Annotated in this window: 16 protein-coding genes and 1 tRNA gene; 8 read left to right on the forward strand and 9 right to left on the reverse strand. The window is 74.1% G+C overall.

The features are described from left to right. Positions 1-21 precede the first annotated feature (21 nt). The 4 genes from ACI79Q_RS08765 to ACI79Q_RS08780 form a co-directional block, all read right to left on the reverse strand. Positions 22-264, reverse strand: a complete 243-nt coding sequence (locus ACI79Q_RS08765; RefSeq protein WP_347060094.1) for an acyl carrier protein — start codon at positions 262-264, stop codon at positions 22-24. A gap of 133 nt (positions 265-397) precedes the next feature. Next, on the reverse strand, positions 398-1,366 hold the full coding sequence (locus ACI79Q_RS08770) for a beta-ketoacyl-ACP synthase III (protein ID WP_456613000.1): 969 nt from the start codon (positions 1,364-1,366) through the stop codon (positions 398-400). Next, positions 1,363-2,565 (reverse strand): acyltransferase domain-containing protein, encoded by a 1,203-nt coding sequence (locus ACI79Q_RS08775; RefSeq protein WP_456599167.1) that lies wholly within the window; start codon positions 2,563-2,565, stop codon positions 1,363-1,365. The genes ACI79Q_RS08770 and ACI79Q_RS08775 overlap by 4 nt, the downstream gene beginning before the upstream one ends. A gap of 145 nt (positions 2,566-2,710) precedes the next feature. Continuing rightward, positions 2,711-3,889 carry a PucR family transcriptional regulator gene (locus tag ACI79Q_RS08780; RefSeq protein WP_456588985.1) on the reverse strand — a complete coding sequence of 393 codons (1,179 nt, stop codon included), beginning with the start codon at positions 3,887-3,889 and terminating at the stop codon, positions 2,711-2,713. Positions 3,890-3,981: 92 nt separating this feature from the next. Here ACI79Q_RS08780 and ACI79Q_RS08785 point away from each other — a divergent pair, with 92 nt between their 5' ends. Continuing rightward, positions 3,982-4,530, forward strand: coding sequence for a pirin family protein (locus tag ACI79Q_RS08785; protein ID WP_456614553.1), 549 nt, complete (start codon positions 3,982-3,984; stop codon positions 4,528-4,530). A gap of 2 nt (positions 4,531-4,532) precedes the next feature. Then, a complete protein-coding gene (locus tag ACI79Q_RS08790) occupies positions 4,533-5,786 on the forward strand; it encodes a M20 metallopeptidase family protein (RefSeq protein ID WP_456599169.1) in 1,254 nt (417 codons plus the stop codon). Here ACI79Q_RS08790 and ACI79Q_RS08795 read toward each other — a convergent pair. Next, complete coding sequence (locus tag ACI79Q_RS08795; RefSeq protein ID WP_456588988.1) at positions 5,783-6,817, reverse strand: LacI family DNA-binding transcriptional regulator; 1,035 nt, start codon at positions 6,815-6,817, stop codon at positions 5,783-5,785. The two genes, ACI79Q_RS08790 and ACI79Q_RS08795, sit on opposite strands and share 4 nt — an antisense overlap. 216 nt (positions 6,818-7,033) lie before the next feature. On the opposite strand from ACI79Q_RS08795, the gene ACI79Q_RS08800 reads away from it, so the two are divergent. Further along, positions 7,034-8,431 (forward strand): GH1 family beta-glucosidase, encoded by a 1,398-nt coding sequence (locus tag ACI79Q_RS08800; protein WP_456599170.1) that lies wholly within the window; start codon positions 7,034-7,036, stop codon positions 8,429-8,431. 94 nt (positions 8,432-8,525) lie between these two features. On the opposite strand, the gene aceE is transcribed toward ACI79Q_RS08800, so the two are convergent. Continuing rightward, positions 8,526-11,342 carry a pyruvate dehydrogenase (acetyl-transferring), homodimeric type gene (gene aceE, locus ACI79Q_RS08805; protein ID WP_456599171.1) on the reverse strand — a complete coding sequence of 939 codons (2,817 nt, stop codon included), beginning with the start codon at positions 11,340-11,342 and terminating at the stop codon, positions 8,526-8,528. Between the two features lie 141 nt (positions 11,343-11,483). Between aceE and ACI79Q_RS08810 the strand changes: the two genes are divergently transcribed. From ACI79Q_RS08810 to ACI79Q_RS08825, 4 genes are all read left to right on the forward strand, one after another. Next, positions 11,484-11,648, forward strand: coding sequence for a hypothetical protein (locus ACI79Q_RS08810; protein ID WP_456588991.1), 165 nt, complete (start codon positions 11,484-11,486; stop codon positions 11,646-11,648). A gap of 88 nt (positions 11,649-11,736) precedes the next feature. Beyond that, positions 11,737-12,156 carry a DUF3052 domain-containing protein gene (locus ACI79Q_RS08815; RefSeq protein ID WP_456588992.1) on the forward strand — a complete coding sequence of 140 codons (420 nt, stop codon included), beginning with the start codon at positions 11,737-11,739 and terminating at the stop codon, positions 12,154-12,156. Between the two features lie 107 nt (positions 12,157-12,263). Next, on the forward strand, positions 12,264-12,728 hold the full coding sequence (locus ACI79Q_RS08820) for a peroxiredoxin (protein WP_456599172.1): 465 nt from the start codon (positions 12,264-12,266) through the stop codon (positions 12,726-12,728). A 76-nt stretch (positions 12,729-12,804) separates the two neighbouring features. Next, positions 12,805-12,876: transfer RNA gene (locus tag ACI79Q_RS08825), tRNA-Val, on the forward strand. 54 nt (positions 12,877-12,930) lie between these two features. Here ACI79Q_RS08825 and ACI79Q_RS08830 read toward each other — a convergent pair. Continuing rightward, positions 12,931-13,755 carry an esterase/lipase family protein gene (locus ACI79Q_RS08830; RefSeq protein ID WP_456588994.1) on the reverse strand — a complete coding sequence of 275 codons (825 nt, stop codon included), beginning with the start codon at positions 13,753-13,755 and terminating at the stop codon, positions 12,931-12,933. Positions 13,756-13,945: 190 nt separating this feature from the next. Between ACI79Q_RS08830 and ACI79Q_RS08835 the strand changes: the two genes are divergently transcribed. Next, positions 13,946-14,857, forward strand: coding sequence for an alpha/beta fold hydrolase (locus ACI79Q_RS08835; RefSeq protein ID WP_456588995.1), 912 nt, complete (start codon positions 13,946-13,948; stop codon positions 14,855-14,857). On the opposite strand, the gene ACI79Q_RS08840 is transcribed toward ACI79Q_RS08835, so the two are convergent. Next, positions 14,854-15,867: an NAD-dependent epimerase/dehydratase family protein gene (locus ACI79Q_RS08840; RefSeq protein ID WP_456597668.1), complete on the reverse strand. Its 1,014-nt coding sequence runs from the start codon at positions 15,865-15,867 to the stop codon at positions 14,854-14,856. The two genes, ACI79Q_RS08835 and ACI79Q_RS08840, sit on opposite strands and share 4 nt — an antisense overlap. After that, positions 15,864-17,312 (reverse strand): WS/DGAT/MGAT family O-acyltransferase, encoded by a 1,449-nt coding sequence (locus ACI79Q_RS08845; RefSeq protein WP_456589065.1) that lies wholly within the window; start codon positions 17,310-17,312, stop codon positions 15,864-15,866. The genes ACI79Q_RS08840 and ACI79Q_RS08845 overlap by 4 nt, the downstream gene beginning before the upstream one ends. Positions 17,313-17,382 lie beyond the last annotated feature (70 nt).

Raw genomic sequence — 17,382 nt, forward strand, 5'->3', positions numbered from 1 at the left:
GGCCGGCGGGACCCGAGGGGGTCAGCCCTGGTTCTTCTCGATGAAGCTGATCGCGTCGCCCACCGTCTTGATGTTGGCGAGCTGGTCGTCGGGGATGGCGACGCCGAACTTGTCCTCGACGGCGGTGGCGATCTCGACCATCGACAGGGAGTCGACGTCGAGGTCCTCGGTGAAGGACTTCTCCGGGGTGGCGTCCGCTGGGCTCACCCCGGCGACCTCCTCCAGGATCTCGGCCAGACCGGACTGGATCTCCTGGGTGCTCACGCGGGTCCTCTCTCTCGGATGGTGCGGTAGAAGGACCCCGTCCTGCCCGCCACTCGCACGCTCGTGGCGGTGCCCTGGACAGGGCCGTTCGTCGTCCGGGACACGGTGTCCCGGCGAACTGGGGTGGGGCGGCTCACGGGAGCACGACCACCTGGCCGGCGAAGGTGAGGCCGGCGCCGTAACCGAGCAGGAGGGCGACGTCCCCGCTCCTGGCCTCGCCGCTCTCGAGCAGGGCCGCCAGCGCCAGCGGCACGGACGCCGAGGACGTGTTGCCCGAGCGGACGATGTCGCGGGCGATGACCGTGCGCTCGGGCAGCTTCAGCCGCTTGGCCATGAGCTCGATGATCCGCAGGTTCGCCTGGTGCGGCGCGAACACGTCGATGTCGTCGGGGCCGACGCCGGCGCGGCGCATGGCCTCGACCAGGGTGTCGGTGAGCTTCGTGGTGGCCCAGCGGTACACCGCCTGGCCGGCCATGCTCATGCCGGTCTCGTTCTCGGGGATGGCGATCGCCTCGTGCAGGTCGCCGTCGCTGCCCCACACGGCGGGGCCGATGGCCGGCACGTCGGACGCGGTCACGACCGCGGCGCCGGCCCCGTCGGCGAAGATGACCGCCGTCGCCCGGTCGTCGAGGTTGGTGTAGTCGGTCAGCCGCTCGCCGCCGATGACGAGGGCGTTGCGCGCGGTGCCGCTGCGGATGGCGTCGGCCGCGGCGCTGAGCGCGTAGCACCAGCCGGCGCAGCCGGCGTTGACGTCGAAGGCGCCGGGCCGGGGCACGCCGAGCTGGTGGGCGATCCGCGGAGCGAGGCCCGGGATCGCCTTCGGCGGGCTGGTGGTCGCGAGCAGCACCAGGTCGATGTCGCCGGCGTCGAGGCCGCTGGCGGCCAGCGCCTTGCCGCCGGCTGCGACCGACATCTCCACGAGCGTCTCGTCGGGCTCGGCCCAGCGGCGCTCCGCGATGCCGACCCGTGCCTGGATCCACTCGTCGTTGGTGTCCATCCGCTCGGCGAGCTCGGCGTTGGTCACCCGACGGCGGGGCCGGTAGCTGCCGAAGCCGAGGATGCGGGCACCGGGGGCGCCGACCGGGAGCTGGAGTCGGGTCACGAGGACACCTCCGGGTAGAGCCGGGCGATCGGGTCGCCGGCGTCGACGAGGTCACCGTCGTGCACCAGCCACTCGGCCAGCACGCCGTCGTAGCCGGCGGAGACGTTGACCTCCTCCCGGCGGCCGCGGATGCAGCCGAGCGGGGTGCCGGCGGGCAGGTGGGTGCCCTCGGCGATCTCCGCAGGGCTCACCGTCCCGCGGGCGGGCGCGACGACCATCCGCCAGTCGGGCAGGTGCTCGGCCTCCGCGCGGCCGCGCTCGGCCTCGATCAGCTCGCGGGCCCGGTCGAGGTCGGCGGGCGTGCTCACGGCGAGCACCTCGATGCCGGCGCCCTTCCACTCCCGCTTGGCCAGGCCGGCGAGGGCGCCGGCGGGCGGCAGCTCGATCACGGCGGTGACGCCCAGCTCCCGCATGGTCGCCAGGCAGGCGTCGAACCGCACCGGGCTGGTGACCTGGGTGACCAGTCGGGAGAGCACCTCGGCGCCGCTGTCGACCGCGGCGCCGTCGGCGTTGGACAGCAGCAGCCGGCTCGGGTCGGCCGGGCGCAGCCCACCGACCAGGCCCTCGAGCTCTTCGCGGGCGCTGGCCATGTACGAGGTGTGGAAGGCGCCGGCGACCGAGAGCGGCATGATCCGCGCCTTCGCCGGCGGGTCGGCCTTGAGCGCGGCGAGACCCTCCAGCGATCCGGCGGCGACGATCTGGCCGGCGCCGTTCATGTTGGCGGGGCTCAGGCCGTGCTCCTCGATGGCGGCCAGCACCTCGTCGGGGTCGCCGCCGAGGACGGCGGACATGCCCGTGGGGGTCTGTGCGCAGGCGGCGGCCATGGCACGGCCGCGGACGGCGGTGAGCGCGATCGCCGCCTCGACGCTCAGCACGCCGGCGAGCGCCGCGGCGGTGAGCTCGCCGACGCTGTGCCCGGTGATGACGACGTCGCGCCCGGTGTGCGGGGTGTGGGCCACCGGCCCCGGCAGCCCACCCAGCTCGCGGGCGACGAACAGGCTCATCGCGACCACGAGCGGCTGGGTGACCGCGGTGTCCTTGATCGCCTCCGCGTCGCCGGTCGTGCCCAGGGAGAGCAGGTCCGCGCCGGCGATCGCGCCGGCCCAGCGGAAGAACGGTTCGGCGCCGGGGAGGTCGAGCCAGTCGGTCAGCATCCCGGGCTTCTGCGCACCCTGACCCGGGGCGAGGACGGCGAGCACCCCACCACCGTGCCAGTGATCACCGGTCCCGCGCGCGGCGGCCGGGCACGAAAGCACCCTGGTGATCTTTGTCGAGTTCCTCCAAAACACGCGCGGGTTCAGGGGCTCGAGGCGCGTTCCTGTGGTGGGAACCGGACCGTCCGGGTCAGTGCCAGAGGGAGCGGTCGTGGTCCAGCGCGGCGAGCGCGAGGGCCACCTGCAGGGTCCAGCTGCCCCGGGGGTCGGTCGCCGACAGCCCGGTGAGCTCCGCGGCCCGCCGCAGCCGGTACCGCACGGTGTTGGGGTGCACGAAGATCGCCCGGGCGCTCGCCTCGAGGTTGCCCCCGCTGCTCAGCACCGCGCGCACCGTGTCCAGCACCCCGCCACCGGCCGAGCGCAGCGGCGCGGCCACGTGCTCGTGCAGGGCGGTGCGGGCCAGTGGGTCGCCGTCGAGCGCGCGCTCGGCGAGCAGGGCGTCCGCCGCGACCGGGCGCGGCGCCTCCGGCCAGGCGGCCGCTGCCCGCAGCCCGGCCAGCGCCGCGGCGGCGGAGACGGCGGCGCGTCCCAGCCCGTCCACGACCGGGCCGGTGACCACCGGACCCGCACCGAAGTCGTCCGCGACCCGCTCCGCAGCGGCCTCGAGGTCGCCGGTGCCGCCCAGGACGACCACCAGCTGGTCGGCGTGCACGCCGACCAGCACGTCGCAGCCCAGCCCGCGGGCGGCCCGGCGCACGGCCCCGTGCGGATCGTCGTGCCCGGTCGGCGTCGCCCCCACGACGACGAGCGCCGGCGTGCCGGCGGCCCAGCCCAGCGCCGCGGCCCGGCCGGAGAGCTCCTCGGAACGCTCGCCACGCACCAGCGCGTCGACCACCAGCGCCTCCAGGCGCGCGTCCCAGGCGCCCCGGTTCTCCGCGAAGGTGGCGTAGACGTGTGCGGTGGCGAAGGCGACCTCGCGGCTGAACTGCAGCACGGCGAGCCGCAGCGCCTCCTCGTCGCCGGGCTCGGCGACCGATGCGACGCGTTCCTCCGTCACCTCGACCGTGACCTTGATGAGGTCGACGGTCTGCTTCAGCGCCACGGCCCGCACCAGCTCGCGCGGTGCCGCCCCGAACACCTCGCCGGTGAGGCGGGGGGGCCGCCCGGGGTTGCGGCACCACTCGACGAGCGATGCGATGCCGGCCTGGGCGACGAGGGTGACCCACGAGCGCTGGTCGGCCGGCATGGCCCGGAACCAGGGCAGGTCCTCGTCCATCCGGGCCACGGCCTGCGTGGCCAACGACCCCGACGCCCGCTCCAGCCGCCGCAGCGTCGCGTCGCTCGGCGGGCGGTTGCTCACCCGGCTCACCGGGTCAGCGTGTCACGCCCCCCGGGACTGGGGAGAGTGCAGGTGTGGACCATGCCTCGGCCGGTGCTCGCGGGGACGGCGGGAGCGCCGCGGTGAGCGGCCTCGACTCCCGCGTGGTGCTGGCGCCCGACGACGGCTCGCTGGGCCCGCTGCTGCGGATCGCCGACGACCGGCTCGGGCCGGGCGCCGGCTACGGCCGGCACGAGCACCGGGCGGTCGACGTCGTCGCCGTCGTCCTGGACGGGGCCCTGCGCCACCGGTGGGGCCCGGGGGTCGACCTGACCGCCGGTGACGTCGCGGTGCTCCGCGCGGGGGATGGGCTGGTCCACGACGAGGTGGCCGGCGACCGGGGAGCGCGGGTGCTGCAGTGCTACCTGCGCAGCGCCGCTCCCGCGGAGCCCGCGACGCACGCGGTGCACCGGTCGCCCGGTGGGTGGCTGGACCTGGGCCGCGGGGACGCCCGGCTGTGGGTGGCCCGCCCGCAGGCGGGGGAGGAGGTCGCGCCGCCCCCGGGGCTGGTGCTCGTCGCCGACGCCTCCGGCGTGCGACGGCACGACGCCGGGCCGGTGGGCACCGGCCCGGCGTCCGCGGTCCTCGTGTGGCAACTCGACGCCGGCCGCCCCGACTGGGCAGAGTGGTGAGCATGGAATCGGCCTCCTCGCAGGATCCCGCCGCGAGCGCGCGAGCGGAGGGGGGCGAGGAGGTCCTTCCGCTGCTCGCCGCCGCGTACTCGGACGCCGACCGCACCATCGAGCTGCGGCGGCAGCTGCACCGCCACCCGGAGATCGGGCTGCACCTGCCCCGGACGCAGGCCACGGTGCTGGAGGCGTTCGCCGAACTCCCGCTGGAGGTCACCACCGGCACCACCACGAGCTCGGTCGTGGGCGTGCTGCGCGGGGCGCGGCCGGGCCCCACGTTCCTGCTCCGCGGCGACATGGACGCGCTGCCCGTGCACGAGGACAGCGCCCTGCCCTTCGCCTCCGAGGTCCCCGGCGTGATGCACGCCTGCGGGCACGACACCCACGTGGCGATGCTGGTGGGCGCCGCCCGGCTGCTCGCCGCCCGCCGGGACGAGCTGGCCGGGCAGGTGGTGTTCATGGTGCAGCCGGGGGAGGAGGGCTTCCACGGTGCGCGCTACATGCTCGAGGAGGGCCTGCTCGACGTCGTCCCCGAGGCGCCGGTGAGCGGCGCCTTCGCGCTGCACATCTCCTCGACGCTGCCCAGCGGGACGGTGAACGTCCGGCCCGGGCCGATGATGGCCGCCGCCGACCAGTGGCGGATGACGCTGCGCGGCCGGGGCGGCCACGCCTCGGAGCCGCACGCGGCCGCCGACCCGATCCCGGTGGCGGCCGAGATCGTGCTGGCCCTGCAGGCGATGGTGACCCGCCGGGTCGACGTCTTCGACCCGGCCGTCGTGACCGTCGCGCACATCGAGGCGGGGTCGACCAACAACGTCATCCCCGACACCGCCTACCTCGAGGGCACGATCCGGACGCTGTCGGCCGAGCGTCGTGCTGACGTGGTCGCCTCGGTGCGGCGGGTCGCCACCCACGTCGCCGCCGCCCACGAGATGGAGCTGCACTGGGAGCACTTCGAGGGCTACCCGGTCACCATGAACGACCCCGGCATGGCCGCCCACGTGCTGACCACGGCGGCCGAGCTGCTGGGCCGGGACGCCGCCGTGCTGATGCCGGCCCCGCTGATGGGTGCCGAGGACTTCGCCTACGTGCTGCAGCGGGTGCCCGGCGTCATGGCGTGGCTCGGCGCCCGCCCGCACGGCATCGACCCGGCCACGGCGCCGCCCAACCACTCCAACCTGGTCGTGTTCGACGAGGAGCCGCTGCCGGCCGGCGTGGCGCTCTACGCCCAGATGGCGCTGCGCGCCCTCAGCGGTTAGGCGGAGCCGCGGCGCACCAGGGAGGTGCCGCAGACGCGAGCCGCGGCCTCGGCCCCGGACCCGGCCGAGCCGATCTGGTCGAGCAGCAGGTCGACCAGCCCACTGGTCATCTCCTCCAGCGGCTGGGCCACGGTCGTCAACGGGGGGTCGCAGGCCGCCGCCACCTCGGCGTCGTCGAACCCCACCACCGCGACGTCGTCGGGCACCCGCCGGCCGGCTGCCCGCAGGACGCGCAGCGCCCCGACCGCCATCGGGTCGGAGGCGACGAATACGGCGTCCAGGTCGGGGACGTCGGTCAGGAGCCGGGTCATGGCGCGTGAGCCCCCGGCCTCGGTGAAGTCGCCCTCGGCGACCAGCTCCGGCCGGGCGGGCACGCCGGCGGCGGCTAGCGCGGCGCGGTACCCGGCCAGCCGGTCCAGACCCGCCACCATGTCGAGCGGGCCGGTGACCGTGCCGACCCGGGTGCGGCCCAGCGACAGCAGGTGGGCGGTGGCGGTGGTGGCCCCGCCGACGTTGTCGGCGTCGACGTAGGGCACCGGCCGGCCGTCGAGCGGCCGCCCGGACATCACGAGCGGCACGGGGGAGCGGGCGAGCAGGTCGGGCAGCAGGTCGTCGCGGTGCAGCGAGATGAGGATGACGCCGTCGACGTGCCCCTGCTGGACGTAGCGGGCGACCTTCTCCTGCTCCCGCCGGCCGCGGGCGGCCAGCAGCACCAGGTTCAGGTCGGTCTCGGCCAGCCGGGCCGACAGCCCGCGGACGATGCGGGCGAAGAAGGGGTCGGCGAAGATCTGGGTGTTGGACTCCGACAGCACCAGCGCGAGGGTGTCGGTGCGCCGGGTGACCAGGCTGCGGGCCATCCGGTTGGGGACGTACCGCAGCGCCTCGACGGCGGCGTGCACCGCGTCCCGGGCCTGCGGGCTGACGCGCGGCGAGTCGTTGATGACCCGCGACACCGTTGCCCGGGAGACCCCGGCGAGCGCGGCCACCTGCTCCAGCGTGGGCGTCGGAGGTCGCGCACCGGCGGTGGTCATGGCACCTCCTCCGCGGTCACGGGCGGCGACCGGTACCGGGCCGCCGGGAGGTCACGGTAGTGCGCGCCGGTCGTCCGCACGAGGTCTGCGAGGAGCTCCGCCCGTCCGGGCGAGACGACCGGGCGCTCGGTGTGAGAGCGTTCTCACCGCGTCACCGGCGCACGCCCGCCGGCCGGCGCCCCGGTCCCACCGACCCGCCCAAGGAGCAGTGTGCCCATGTCCTCGACCGACAGCCGTCCGGAGCTCGCCGAAGGGCTCACCTTCCCGCCCGGGTTCTTCTTCGGCGCCGCCACCGCGGCCTACCAGATCGAGGGCGCCGTCGACGTCGACGGCCGGGGCCCCTCCATCTGGGACACCTTCAGCCACACCCCGGGCCGGACCTTCCGGGGCGACACCGGGGACGTCGCCGTCGAGCACTACACCCGGTATCCCGAGGACATCGCGCTGATGAAGGAGCTGGGCCTGTCGGCCTACCGGTTCTCCGTGGCGTGGCCGCGAGTGCTGCCCGAGGGCGCCGGCCGCGTGGAGCAGCGGGGCCTGGACTTCTACCGCCGCCTGGTCGACGAGCTGCTGGAGCAGGGCGTGGACCCCTGGCTGACGCTCTACCACTGGGACCTGCCGCAGGCGCTGCAGGACCGCGGCGGCTGGACCGACCGGGAGACCGCAGCCCGCTTCGCCGACTACGCCGGCATCGTCCACGACGCGCTCGGGGACCGGGTGCGGCACTGGTCGACGCTCAACGAGCCGATGGTGAGCGCCCTGCTCGGCCACCAGTCGGGGGCGCACGCGCCGGGCATCCGCGACGCCGTCTCCGCCTCCCGCGCGGTGCACCACCTGCTGCTCGGCCACGGGCTGGCCAGCCGGGTGCTGCGCGACAAGGGCGTCGACCACCTGGGCATCACGCTGAACTTCACGCCGATGTCCCCGGCCAGCGACCGGCCGGAGGACGTCGACGCCGCCCGTCGGCTCGACGGGCAGCAGAACCGGATGTTCCTCGTGCCGATCGTCTCCGGTGCCTACCCCGAGGACGTCGTCGCCGACCTGGCCGCTGCCGGCGCCCCGCTGCCGGTGGAGGACGGCGACCTCGAGGTCATCTCCGCGCCGCTGGACTGGCTGGGCGTCAACTACTACTTCGAGCAGACGGTGCGGGCCGGCGCGCGACCCGAGGACATGCCGCCGACCTCGTTCATCGGGGGAGAGGACGTCGTCGAACTGGACCCGGAAGGGGTCACGACGACGATGGGCTGGGGGGTCAGCCCGGAGGCGTTCACCCGGCTCCTGCTGTGGCTCGAGGAGCAGGCGCCCGGGCTCCCCCTGGTCATCACGGAGAACGGCTCGGCCTGGGACGACGAGGTCTCCGCCGACGGGGCCGTGCACGACCCCGAGCGCACCGACTTCCTGCTCCGGCACCTGGCGGCGCTCCAGGCGGCCATGGACGACGGCGTCGACGTCCGCGGCTACTTCGCCTGGTCGCTGCTGGACAACTTCGAGTGGGCCCGCGGCTACGCCCAGCGGTTCGGCCTCGTGCACGTCGACTACGAGACCCAGCGGCGCACGATCAAGGACAGCGGTCGCGCCTACGCGGAGATCATCCGCCGCCACCGCGCACGCTGAACGGACGGCGGGGCACTCACCGTGCCCCGCCGTCGGCCCCCTCGCAGGGTCCCGCCGCGAGCGTGCGAGCGGTGGGGGGCGAGGGGGTCCTCTTTCAGGTGGCGGGGCTGGGGTCCGACCGCTCGTCGGCCGGCGCGGCCTGCACGTCGCGCACCCGGTACTTCTCCACCGCCTCGCGCACCCGTGCCCGGTCCACCTGGCCCTCGTCGGCCAGCGAGGCGAGCGTGCGCACCACGATCGACTCGGCGTCGACGTGGAAGTGCCGCCGCAGCGCCGGGCGGGTGTCGGAGAGCCCGAACCCGTCGGTGCCCAGCGTCGCCATGCCGCCGGGCACGTACGGCGCGATCAGGTCGGGGACGGCGCGCATCCAGTCCGACACCGCCACGACCGGACCCACAGTCTCCTGCAGCCGCGCGGTCACGAACGGCGTCCGCGGCTCCTCCTCGGGGTGCAGGAGGTTCCACTCCGCGCACTCGTCGGCCTGCCGGCGCAGCTCGTTCCACGACGTCACCGACCAGACGTCGGCGCTCACGCCCCAGTCCTGGGCCAGCAGTTCCTGGGCCCGCAGCGCCCACGGCACGGCGACGCCGGACGCGAGCACCTGCGCCTTGACCTCGCCGGCCGCGCCGTCGTCGGCCCGCGGGCCCTCGGCGTAGCGGTACATGCCGGCCAGCAGGCCCTGCACGTCCAGGTCCTCCGGCTCGGCCGGCTGGCTGAACGGCTCGTTGTAGACCGTCAGGTAGTACATGACGTCGGGGGAGCGGGAGCCGCCCAGCGGGGCGCCCGGGTCCTCGCCGTACATGCGCACGAGGGCGTCGCGGGTGATGTGCGCGACCTCGTAGGAGAACGCCGGGTCGTAGGACACCACCGCCGGGTTGGTGTGCGCCAGAAGGAGCGAGTGGCCGTCCTCGTGCTGGAGCCCCTCGCCGTTGAGCGTCGTCCGCCCGGCGGTGGCACCGAGCAGGAAGCCGCGGCTCATCTGGTCGGCGGCGGCCCAGATGGAGTCGCCGGTCCGCTGGAACCCGAACATCGAGTAGAAGATGTAGATCGGGATCATCGGCTCGCCGTGGGTCGAGTACGACGTGGCGGCGGCCGTGAACGACGCCGTCGAGCCGGCCTCGTTGATCCCCTCGTGCAGGATCTGGCCCTGCTCGGACTCCTTGTAGGTGAGCATCAGCTCGCGGTCGACCGAGGTGTAGCGCTGGCCGGCCGGGTTGTAGATCTTCTGGGTCGGGAAGAGGGAGTCCATCCCGAAGGTGCGCGCCTCGTCGGGGATGATCGGCACGAAGCGCGGGCCGAGCTCGGAGTCCTTGAGCAGCTCCTTGAGCAGGCGGACGAACGCCATCGTCGTCGCCACCTCCTGCTTGCCCGAGCCGCGGCGCAGGACGTCGAGGGCCTTGTCCTCGGGCGCCTTGAGCGTCTTGAACTCCGCCCGCCGGCGCGGCACCGCCCCGCCGAGCGCCCGGCGCCGCTCGAGCATGTACTGCATCTCGTCGGAGTCGGGGTCGGGCTTGTAGTAGGGCGGCAGGGTCTTGTCCAGCGCCGAGTCGGGGATGTCCAGGTAGAGCCGGTCGCGGAAGGCGGCGAGGTCCTCGGCGGTCAGCTTCTTCATCTGGTGCGTGGAGTTGCGGCCCTCGAAGTGGCTGCCCAGGGTCCAGCCCTTGATGGTCTTGGCGAGGATGACCGTCGGCTGGCCCTTGTGCTCCATCGCGGCCTTGTAGGCGGCGTAGACCTTGCGGTAGTCGTGGCCCCCGCGGGCGAGGTCCCAGACCTCCTTGTCGCTCATCCCCTCGACGAGCTTGCGGGTGCGCGGGTCGCGGCCGAAGAAGTGCTCGCGGACGAAGGCGCCGTCCTCGGCCTTGTAGGTCTGGTAGTCGCCGTCGGGCGTCTGGTTCATCAGGTTGACCAGGGCGCCGTCGCGGTCGGCCGCCAGCAGCTTGTCCCAGCCGCGGCCCCAGATCACCTTGATGACGTTCCAGCCGGCGCCGCGGAAGAACGACTCGAGCTCCTGGATGACCTTGCCGTTGCCGCGCACCGGGCCGTCGAGCCGCTGCAGGTTGCAGTTGATGACGAAGGTGAGGTTGTCCAGCTCCTCGCGGGCGGCCAGTCCGATGGCGCCCAGCGACTCGGGCTCGTCCATCTCGCCGTCGCCGAGGAACGCCCACACGTGCTGGTCGGACGTGTCCTTGACCCCGCGCGCGTGCAGGTAGCGGTTGAACCGCGCCTGGTAGATCGCGTTGAGCGGGCCGAGCCCCATCGAGACGGTCGGGAACTCCCAGAACTCGGGCATCAGCCGGGGGTGCGGGTAGGACGACAGCCCGCCGCCGGGGTGGCTGACCTCCTGCCGGAAGCCGTCGAGCTGCTGCTCGGTGAGCCGGCCCTCGAGGAAGGCGCGGGCGTAGATGCCGGGGGAGGCGTGCCCCTGGAACCAGATCTGGTCGCCGCCGCCGGGGTGGTCCTTGCCGCGGAAGAAGTGGTTGAACCCGACCTCGTACAGCGACGCCGACGAGGCGTAGGAGGAGATGTGCCCGCCGACGCCGACCCCGGGACGCTGCGCCCGGTGCACCATGATCGCGGCGTTCCACCGGATGTAGGCGCGGATGCGCCGCTCGGCGTGCTCGTCACCGGGGAACCAGGGCTCGCGCTCCGGCGGGATGGTGTTGATGTAGTCGGTGCTGCGCAGGGCCGGCACCCCTACCTGCTGCTGCCGGCTGCGCTCGAGCATCCGGAGCATGAGGTAGCGGGCCCGGCCGCGGCCGGCATGGTCGACGACCGCGTCGAGGGACTCCAGCCACTCCTGGGTCTCGTCGGGGTCGGTGTCGACCAGTTGGCTGGGGAGCCCGTCGGTGATGACCGCGCGGGTCTGTCCTGCGCGGGCGGGGTCGCCGTCCGGCTGCTGCGGTGCGCTCATGGCTCCATCGTCTCCTGCCGACGTCGTCCCCGTCACGTCTGTGTCCGCTCTGCGGAAAAGTCGTGTCGGACGCGCGCCCCCGGTGCGCCCGGTGCACGCAGGCTTGCGCCCCGCCCCGTATGCCCTACGCTTCCGCCTGCGGTGCATCGACGAGACGGCGCCGCCCCGGATGCCCGGCCACGACGGCCGGACGACGGCGTCGACGACAGCGAGAGGGGTGACATGACCGGGGTGCGGGTGGTTCTCCCGCTGGTCGTGTCGATCTCCGCCGCGTGCCCGTCCGTCGCCCGCTCGGTCTTCCCGTGACGCCTTCGTGCGTGATCACCGGCCGGGCCGGGCACCGGACACCCCACACCTGGCCAGCAGTAGGCCGACCCATGGAGGAGCAGCAGGGATGAGCGTCGACAGCGCCGGCATGGCGGCCCGGCTGGGCATCAAGCCGGGCATGGTCGTGCAGGAGCTCGGCTGGAGCGAGGACGCCGACGAGGACCTGCGCGACTCGATCATCGAGGCGTCCGGCAGCGAGATGGTGGACGAGGACACCGACGAGGTGGCCGACGTCGTCATCCTCTGGTGGCGCGAGGACGACGGCGACCTGTTCGACGCCCTCACCGACGCGCTGACCTCGCTGGGCGACGAGGGCGTCGTCTGGCTGCTGGTCCCGAAGTCCGGCCGGCCCGGGCACGTGGAGCCCGGCGACGTCACCGAGGTCGCCCCCACGGCCGGTCTCTCGCAGACCAGCAGCATCTCCGCGGCCAAGGACTGGTCCGGCATCCGGCTGGTCACCCCGAAGGCGGCGCGCAGCCGCCGCTGAAGGAGGACCCTGTCCTCCTCATCCCTCGCACGCTCGGGACGAGCCTCTGGACGGGGCCGACGGGGGCCGTTCCAGCCGGTCACCACGGGTGGGGCACGATCACGGGCATGAGCCTCTCCGTCGGTGACCGCGCGCCCGAGTTCAGCCTGCCCGACCAGGACAAGCAGGTCGTGTCCCTGGCCGACCTGCGCGGCACGCCCGTGCTCCTCGTCTTCTACCCCTTCGCCTTCTCCGGCATCTGCACCGGCGAGCTCTGCCAGCTGCGCGACGAGCTGACCTCCTACACCGGTGCGGGGGTGAAGGTGCTGGCCATCAGCACCGATCCCGTCTTCAGCCTCAAGGCGTTCAAGGCGCAGGAGAACCTCGAGTTCCCGCTGCTCTCGGACTTCTGGCCGCACGGCGAGGTCGCGCAGACCTACGGGGTGTTCAACGAGAAGGCCGGCATGGCCCTGCGCGGCACGTTCCTCGTCGACGCCGAGGGCGCCATCGCCTTCGCCGAGGTCAACGCCCCCGGCGACGCCCGCCAGCAGTCCGGCTGGAAGGACGCGGTCGCGCAGCTCGTGGCTGCCTGACCGGCCGCCCGGCCAGGGGTCTCCCCGCGCGCTCGCGAGTGGCGAGCGGCGGGGAGGTCCTTACGCTGGGCCGGCGGGGCGCGTAGCTCAGCGGTAGAGCTCTCGCCTTACAAGCGAGCGGTCGCAGGTTCGAACCCTGTCGCGCCCACCCCGTCGTCCTCGGAGCAACCGGTGGCGCAGCGGACGATGCCGCGTACGCCGGTCAGGCGGCGACGGGCGCCTCGGACGCCGGGGCCGGCTCGGCGGGCTTCGGGAACGCCGGCCGCAGGAACGCCGGCGCCCGGAACGGGGTCCACTCGCCCTCGGGCTGCGCCAGCCGGTCGGCGATCGCCCAGAGCGCCGCCGGGTGGTGGCCGATGCCGAGGTGGCTGGCCATGACCGCGATGTTCTCGCAGCGCTCACCGGGCACGTTCAGGCAGGTCTGCCAGTGCACGATGCCGTCGAGGTGGGAGTAGATCGACGTCGCGGGCACCGGCAGGGGGCAGCCCTCGGACTCCAGCGGGAACTGGCGCTGCTCCACGTGCAGGTGGGCGTAGCGGTCGAACGCCTTCGACGCCCGGGTCTGGCTGTGCCGCTCGATGCGGAACGGGCTGCCGAGGGTGATCACCTGGCGCACCTGGTCGGGGCACTGCCGGGCGAGGTCGCGGGCGAAGATGCCGCCGAGGCTCCAGCCGATGACCGTCACCTCGCGGCCGTAGCGGCCGTGCAGGTAGTCGAGCTTGTCGCGCAGCCCGTTGACGCAGACGGCGGTCGGGCCGATGTTGCGCCCCAGCCCCCAGCCGTGCACCCGGTAGTCCAGCCGCCGGAGCGTCGCGCGGAGGACCCGGGTGGAGGAGTCGTCGGCGAGCAGGCCGGGGAGGACGAGCACGGGGTGGCCGTCTCCCTTGGGCAGGCGAGCCGTGAGCGGGCGGGCCGCCAGGTAGAGGCCGTAGTCGGCGAACGCCCGGCCGGGCTCGGTGAGGTAGAGCGGGAGTGCGGGGCCGTCACCCTGCTGTCGTGCCACGTCGTCCTCCAGGCTGCCGTCCATGTGTGCACGGGCTCTACCAAGATGCGGCCTGGCTCACACCTGAGGTGGCTGCACGCGCGGGCACATGTTGCCGAACTGTGTCCTGCGTCATAGCGGACGTTCGCGTACCGCCACGTGACGCGGCCTGCCCGCGCTGCGACCGGTGGCACCACGTGCCACCGTACGGACGACGGCAGGGGAGAGGAGCGGGATGGGCGAGGACGGCATGCCCGGGCGGAGCCGCACGGTGGACCTCGACGGACCGGTGCACTACCTCGACTTCGGGGGCCCGGAGGAGGGGCCGGTGGTCGTGCTGGTGCACGGGCTGGGCGGCTCGCACCTGAACTGGGACCTCGTCGCCCCGGCGCTGCGCGAGCACGCGCGGGTGCTGGCCCTCGATCTGCCGGGTTTCGGGCGCAGCGAGCCCGGCGGTCGCAGGGCCAGCGTCCCGGCCAACGTCGCCGTGCTGAACCGCTTCCTCGCCGAGGTCGTCGGGGAGCCCGCCGTTCTCGTGGGGAACTCGATGGGCGGCATGATCTCGATCCTCGAGGCGGGGGAGCACCCCGAGGCGGTGCGCGGGCTGGTGCTGCTCGACCCGGCCGTCCCCGGCCCGCGGCGGGCGCTGGACCCGCTGGTGGCCGTCACGTTCGCGCTCTACGCGATCCCGTTCGTCGGGGAGCGCTTCCTGTGGTGGCGGCGGCAGCGCACGTCGGCCCTGGTCCGCGTGCACGACATGCTGGAGCTGGTGGGCGTCGACCCCGAGCAGGTGCCCGCCGACGTCATCGACCGGTCGGTCACCCTGATCGAGGAGCGCCGCGACGTCCAGGGGATGGACCGGGCGTTCCTCGCGGCGGCCCGCTCGGTGCTGCGGGTGCTGGCCGATCCGCGTCGCTACCGCGCAGCGATGGCGTCGATCGACGTCCCGGTGCTGCTGGTCCACGGCGACCGCGACCGGCTGGTGCCGGTGCAGGCGGCGCGGGACATCGCGCGGCAGCACGCCGCGTGGCGGTACGCCGAGTGGGCCGGCGTCGGCCACGTGCCCCAGCTGCAGGAGCCGGAGCGCCTGGTGGCCGAGGTGCTGGACTGGATGCGCGACGCGCGGCTCGTCGGCTCCCGCGCCTAGCTCCCTCCGTCCGGGCGGAGCGTGTCGCGCAGCGCCTCCAGCCCGGTGTAGCGCGGCCGCCAGCCGAGCTCCTCGCGGGCCCGCGTGGTGTCCATGATCGCCGGCCGGGTGGCCGCTTCGACCCACTCGGCCACCGGCGGCAGGAACGGCAGCCGGGAGACCGCACGCGCCGCGGCCTGCGCGGGCGCGGCGGGCGTCGGGATCGCGATCGCGCCGAACTCCCGGGCCACGTCCGCGGCGGTGAGGACGCCGTCGCCGGCGATGTTGTAGGCGCCCGGCGGTCCCGCGCCCAGGACGCACAGCAGCAGCGCCTGCCCGACGTCGTCCTCGTGGACGAACTGCAGCGGGTGGCGTGGCACCAGCAGCGGCACGGGGACCGGCAGCCGCCGCGGCCGGTCGAACAGCAGGCGGCCCAGCGGGGCGAGCGGGCCGGGCAGCACGTCCTTCCCGCCGATGGCGTGCGGACCCACCACCACCGGCGGGCGGAGCAGGTAGAGCGCCAGATCGGGGGCCGCCGCCACCTCGTCCTGCAGCAGGTGCTCGAGCTCGGCCTTCTCCTGGGCGTAGAACAGCCGCGCCGCCGGGCGCACCGGCCACTCCTCGGAGATCAGCTCCGGGTTGTCGCGGTGGAAGCCGTAGGCGGCGACCGAGGAGGCGTAGACGAACCGCCGGGCGCCGACCGCCGACGCCGCGCGGAAGACGTTCAGCGTGCCGTCGACGTTGATCGCCCGGGTCGTCTCCCGGGAGGCGTTGCCGGTGATCAGGAAGGCCAGGTGGACGACGACGTCGGCACCGGCGAACGCCTCGCGCAGCCCCTCCGGGTCGCGCACGTCGCCCTGCCGGTAGCGCATCTTGGTCCAGCCCCGCTCGGCCGGGTCGAACGGGCGGCGGGCGATGCCGATGATCGACTCGACGCGGTCGTCGTCCTGCAGCAGCGGCACGAGCCCGGCGCCGAAGGTGCCGGTCGGCCCGGTGACGGCCACGGTCAGCCCGCGCCCCCCGGCGCTCACCGGGCGGCTGCCCGGGCCTTGGTGGTCCCGCCGGTGGGCTGCTCCACGTCGGGCGTGGCCTCCGCCGCGCGGGCGAGCTCGAGCAGCTCCTCGATGCCCCGCCGGATGCCCCCGGAGAGGACGTCGACGTCGGGGAAGGCGTCGAAGTCGGCGTTGAGGCCGAAGGTCATCGTGTCGAGGTAGCTGAAGATCCCGATCGAGCAGCGGATGCCGCCGGCGATCGGCACGTAGGCGTGGGCCGAGCACATCCGCTTGCCGAGGACGTACAGCGGCACCCGGGGGCCGGGCACGTTCGTCGTCACCGCCTGGCACCACATCTGCCCGGCCTGCATCGCCGAGCGCACCCCGACGGAGAGCAGGGTGGGCGCGACGAAGTCGCCCATCGAGATGATCGTCGGGACGTCGACGGCCTGCATCGCCCGCTTGTACTCGTCCATCTGCCCGCGGATCGAGCGCAGCCGCGACACCGGGTCCGGGTCGCCGACGGGCAGGTCGACGAAGACGCAGGCCACCCGGTTGTTCAGCGATCCGCGCTGCTGCTCGGAGCGGACCGAGACCGGCACCATCGACCGCACGACGAGGTCCTCGGAGGAGAGCTCGCCGCGGCCCTGGAGCAGGTCGCGGAAGCCCTTGGTGATCGCGGTGAGGACGACGTCGTTGACCGTGCCGCCGAGCGCTGTGCGCACCGACCTGAACTCCTCGAACCGGCCCTGGGTCCACGCCCAGCGACGGTGCGGCCCGATGTGCCCGTTGAGCGAGCGGGCGGTGGGGGTGACGGCCTGCTTGGCCAGCGACGGCAGGGCGCCGGCCAGCGTGCGCCCGGACTCGGCGAGGCCGCGGACGTTGCGGGCGGCGCTCCCGACGGAGGGCAGGCTGGTCAGCGTGCGCAGCGGCTGGGTGGCCGCCTCGGTGACCGCGCCGGCGACCAGGGCCAGCGAGGAGGGGTCGCGCCGCGGCGTCCAGTCGCGGGGGTCCTCGTGGGTGGCGTCGGGGTCCAGGTCGAACATCAGCTGCATGAGGTCGGTGCCGGCGACGCCGTCGACCATGCAGTGGTGGACCTTGGAGATGAGCGCCCAGCGCCCGTCGGCCAGGCCCTCGACGAGCCAGAGCTCCCACAGCGGCTTGGCCATGTCCAGCCGCTGGCCGAGCACCCGGCCGGCCAGGTTGCGCAGCTGCTCGTCGCCGCCCGGGGAGGGCACCGCGGTGTGCCGGACGTGGTACAGGATCTGGAAGTGCGGGTCGTCGACCCACATCGGGCGGCCCAGCTGCAGCGGCACCTCCCGCACCCGCTGCCGGTACCGCGGCACGCGCGGCAGCTTGCTGAGCAGCAGCCGGACCACGTCGCCGTAGCTGGGCGCCGGCCCGTCGAACACCGCCACCGACCCCACGTGCATGGGGGTGTTCTCGCTCTCGGCGAAGTAGAACCCGCTGTCGAGGGCACTCATGCGGTCCACGTCTCACTCCTCGCCGCCCTGGTCGCTCTGCTCGGACCTGGGCCTCGCACGTCCCGGATGG

This window comes from Blastococcus sp. SYSU DS0828, from assembly GCF_054050975.1.

What these genes read in the sequence shown, in the direction of transcription:
- ACI79Q_RS08845 (WP_456589065.1), bottom strand. Translation starts at nt 17,312, where the DNA reads ATGAGTGCCCTCGACAGCGGGTTCTACTTCGCCGAGAGCGAGAACACC.
- ACI79Q_RS08835 (WP_456588995.1), top strand. Translation starts at nt 13,946, where the DNA reads ATGGGCGAGGACGGCATGCCCGGGCGGAGCCGCACGGTGGACCTCGAC.
- aceE (WP_456599171.1), bottom strand. Translation starts at nt 11,342, where the DNA reads ATGAGCGCACCGCAGCAGCCGGACGGCGACCCCGCCCGCGCAGGACAG.
- ACI79Q_RS08820 (WP_456599172.1), top strand. Translation starts at nt 12,264, where the DNA reads ATGAGCCTCTCCGTCGGTGACCGCGCGCCCGAGTTCAGCCTGCCCGAC.
- ACI79Q_RS08795 (WP_456588988.1), bottom strand. Translation starts at nt 6,817, where the DNA reads ATGACCACCGCCGGTGCGCGACCTCCGACGCCCACGCTGGAGCAGGTG.
- ACI79Q_RS08830 (WP_456588994.1), bottom strand. Translation starts at nt 13,755, where the DNA reads ATGGACGGCAGCCTGGAGGACGACGTGGCACGACAGCAGGGTGACGGC.
- ACI79Q_RS08790 (WP_456599169.1), top strand. Translation starts at nt 4,533, where the DNA reads ATGGAATCGGCCTCCTCGCAGGATCCCGCCGCGAGCGCGCGAGCGGAG.
- ACI79Q_RS08815 (WP_456588992.1), top strand. Translation starts at nt 11,737, where the DNA reads ATGAGCGTCGACAGCGCCGGCATGGCGGCCCGGCTGGGCATCAAGCCG.
- ACI79Q_RS08800 (WP_456599170.1), top strand. Translation starts at nt 7,034, where the DNA reads ATGTCCTCGACCGACAGCCGTCCGGAGCTCGCCGAAGGGCTCACCTTC.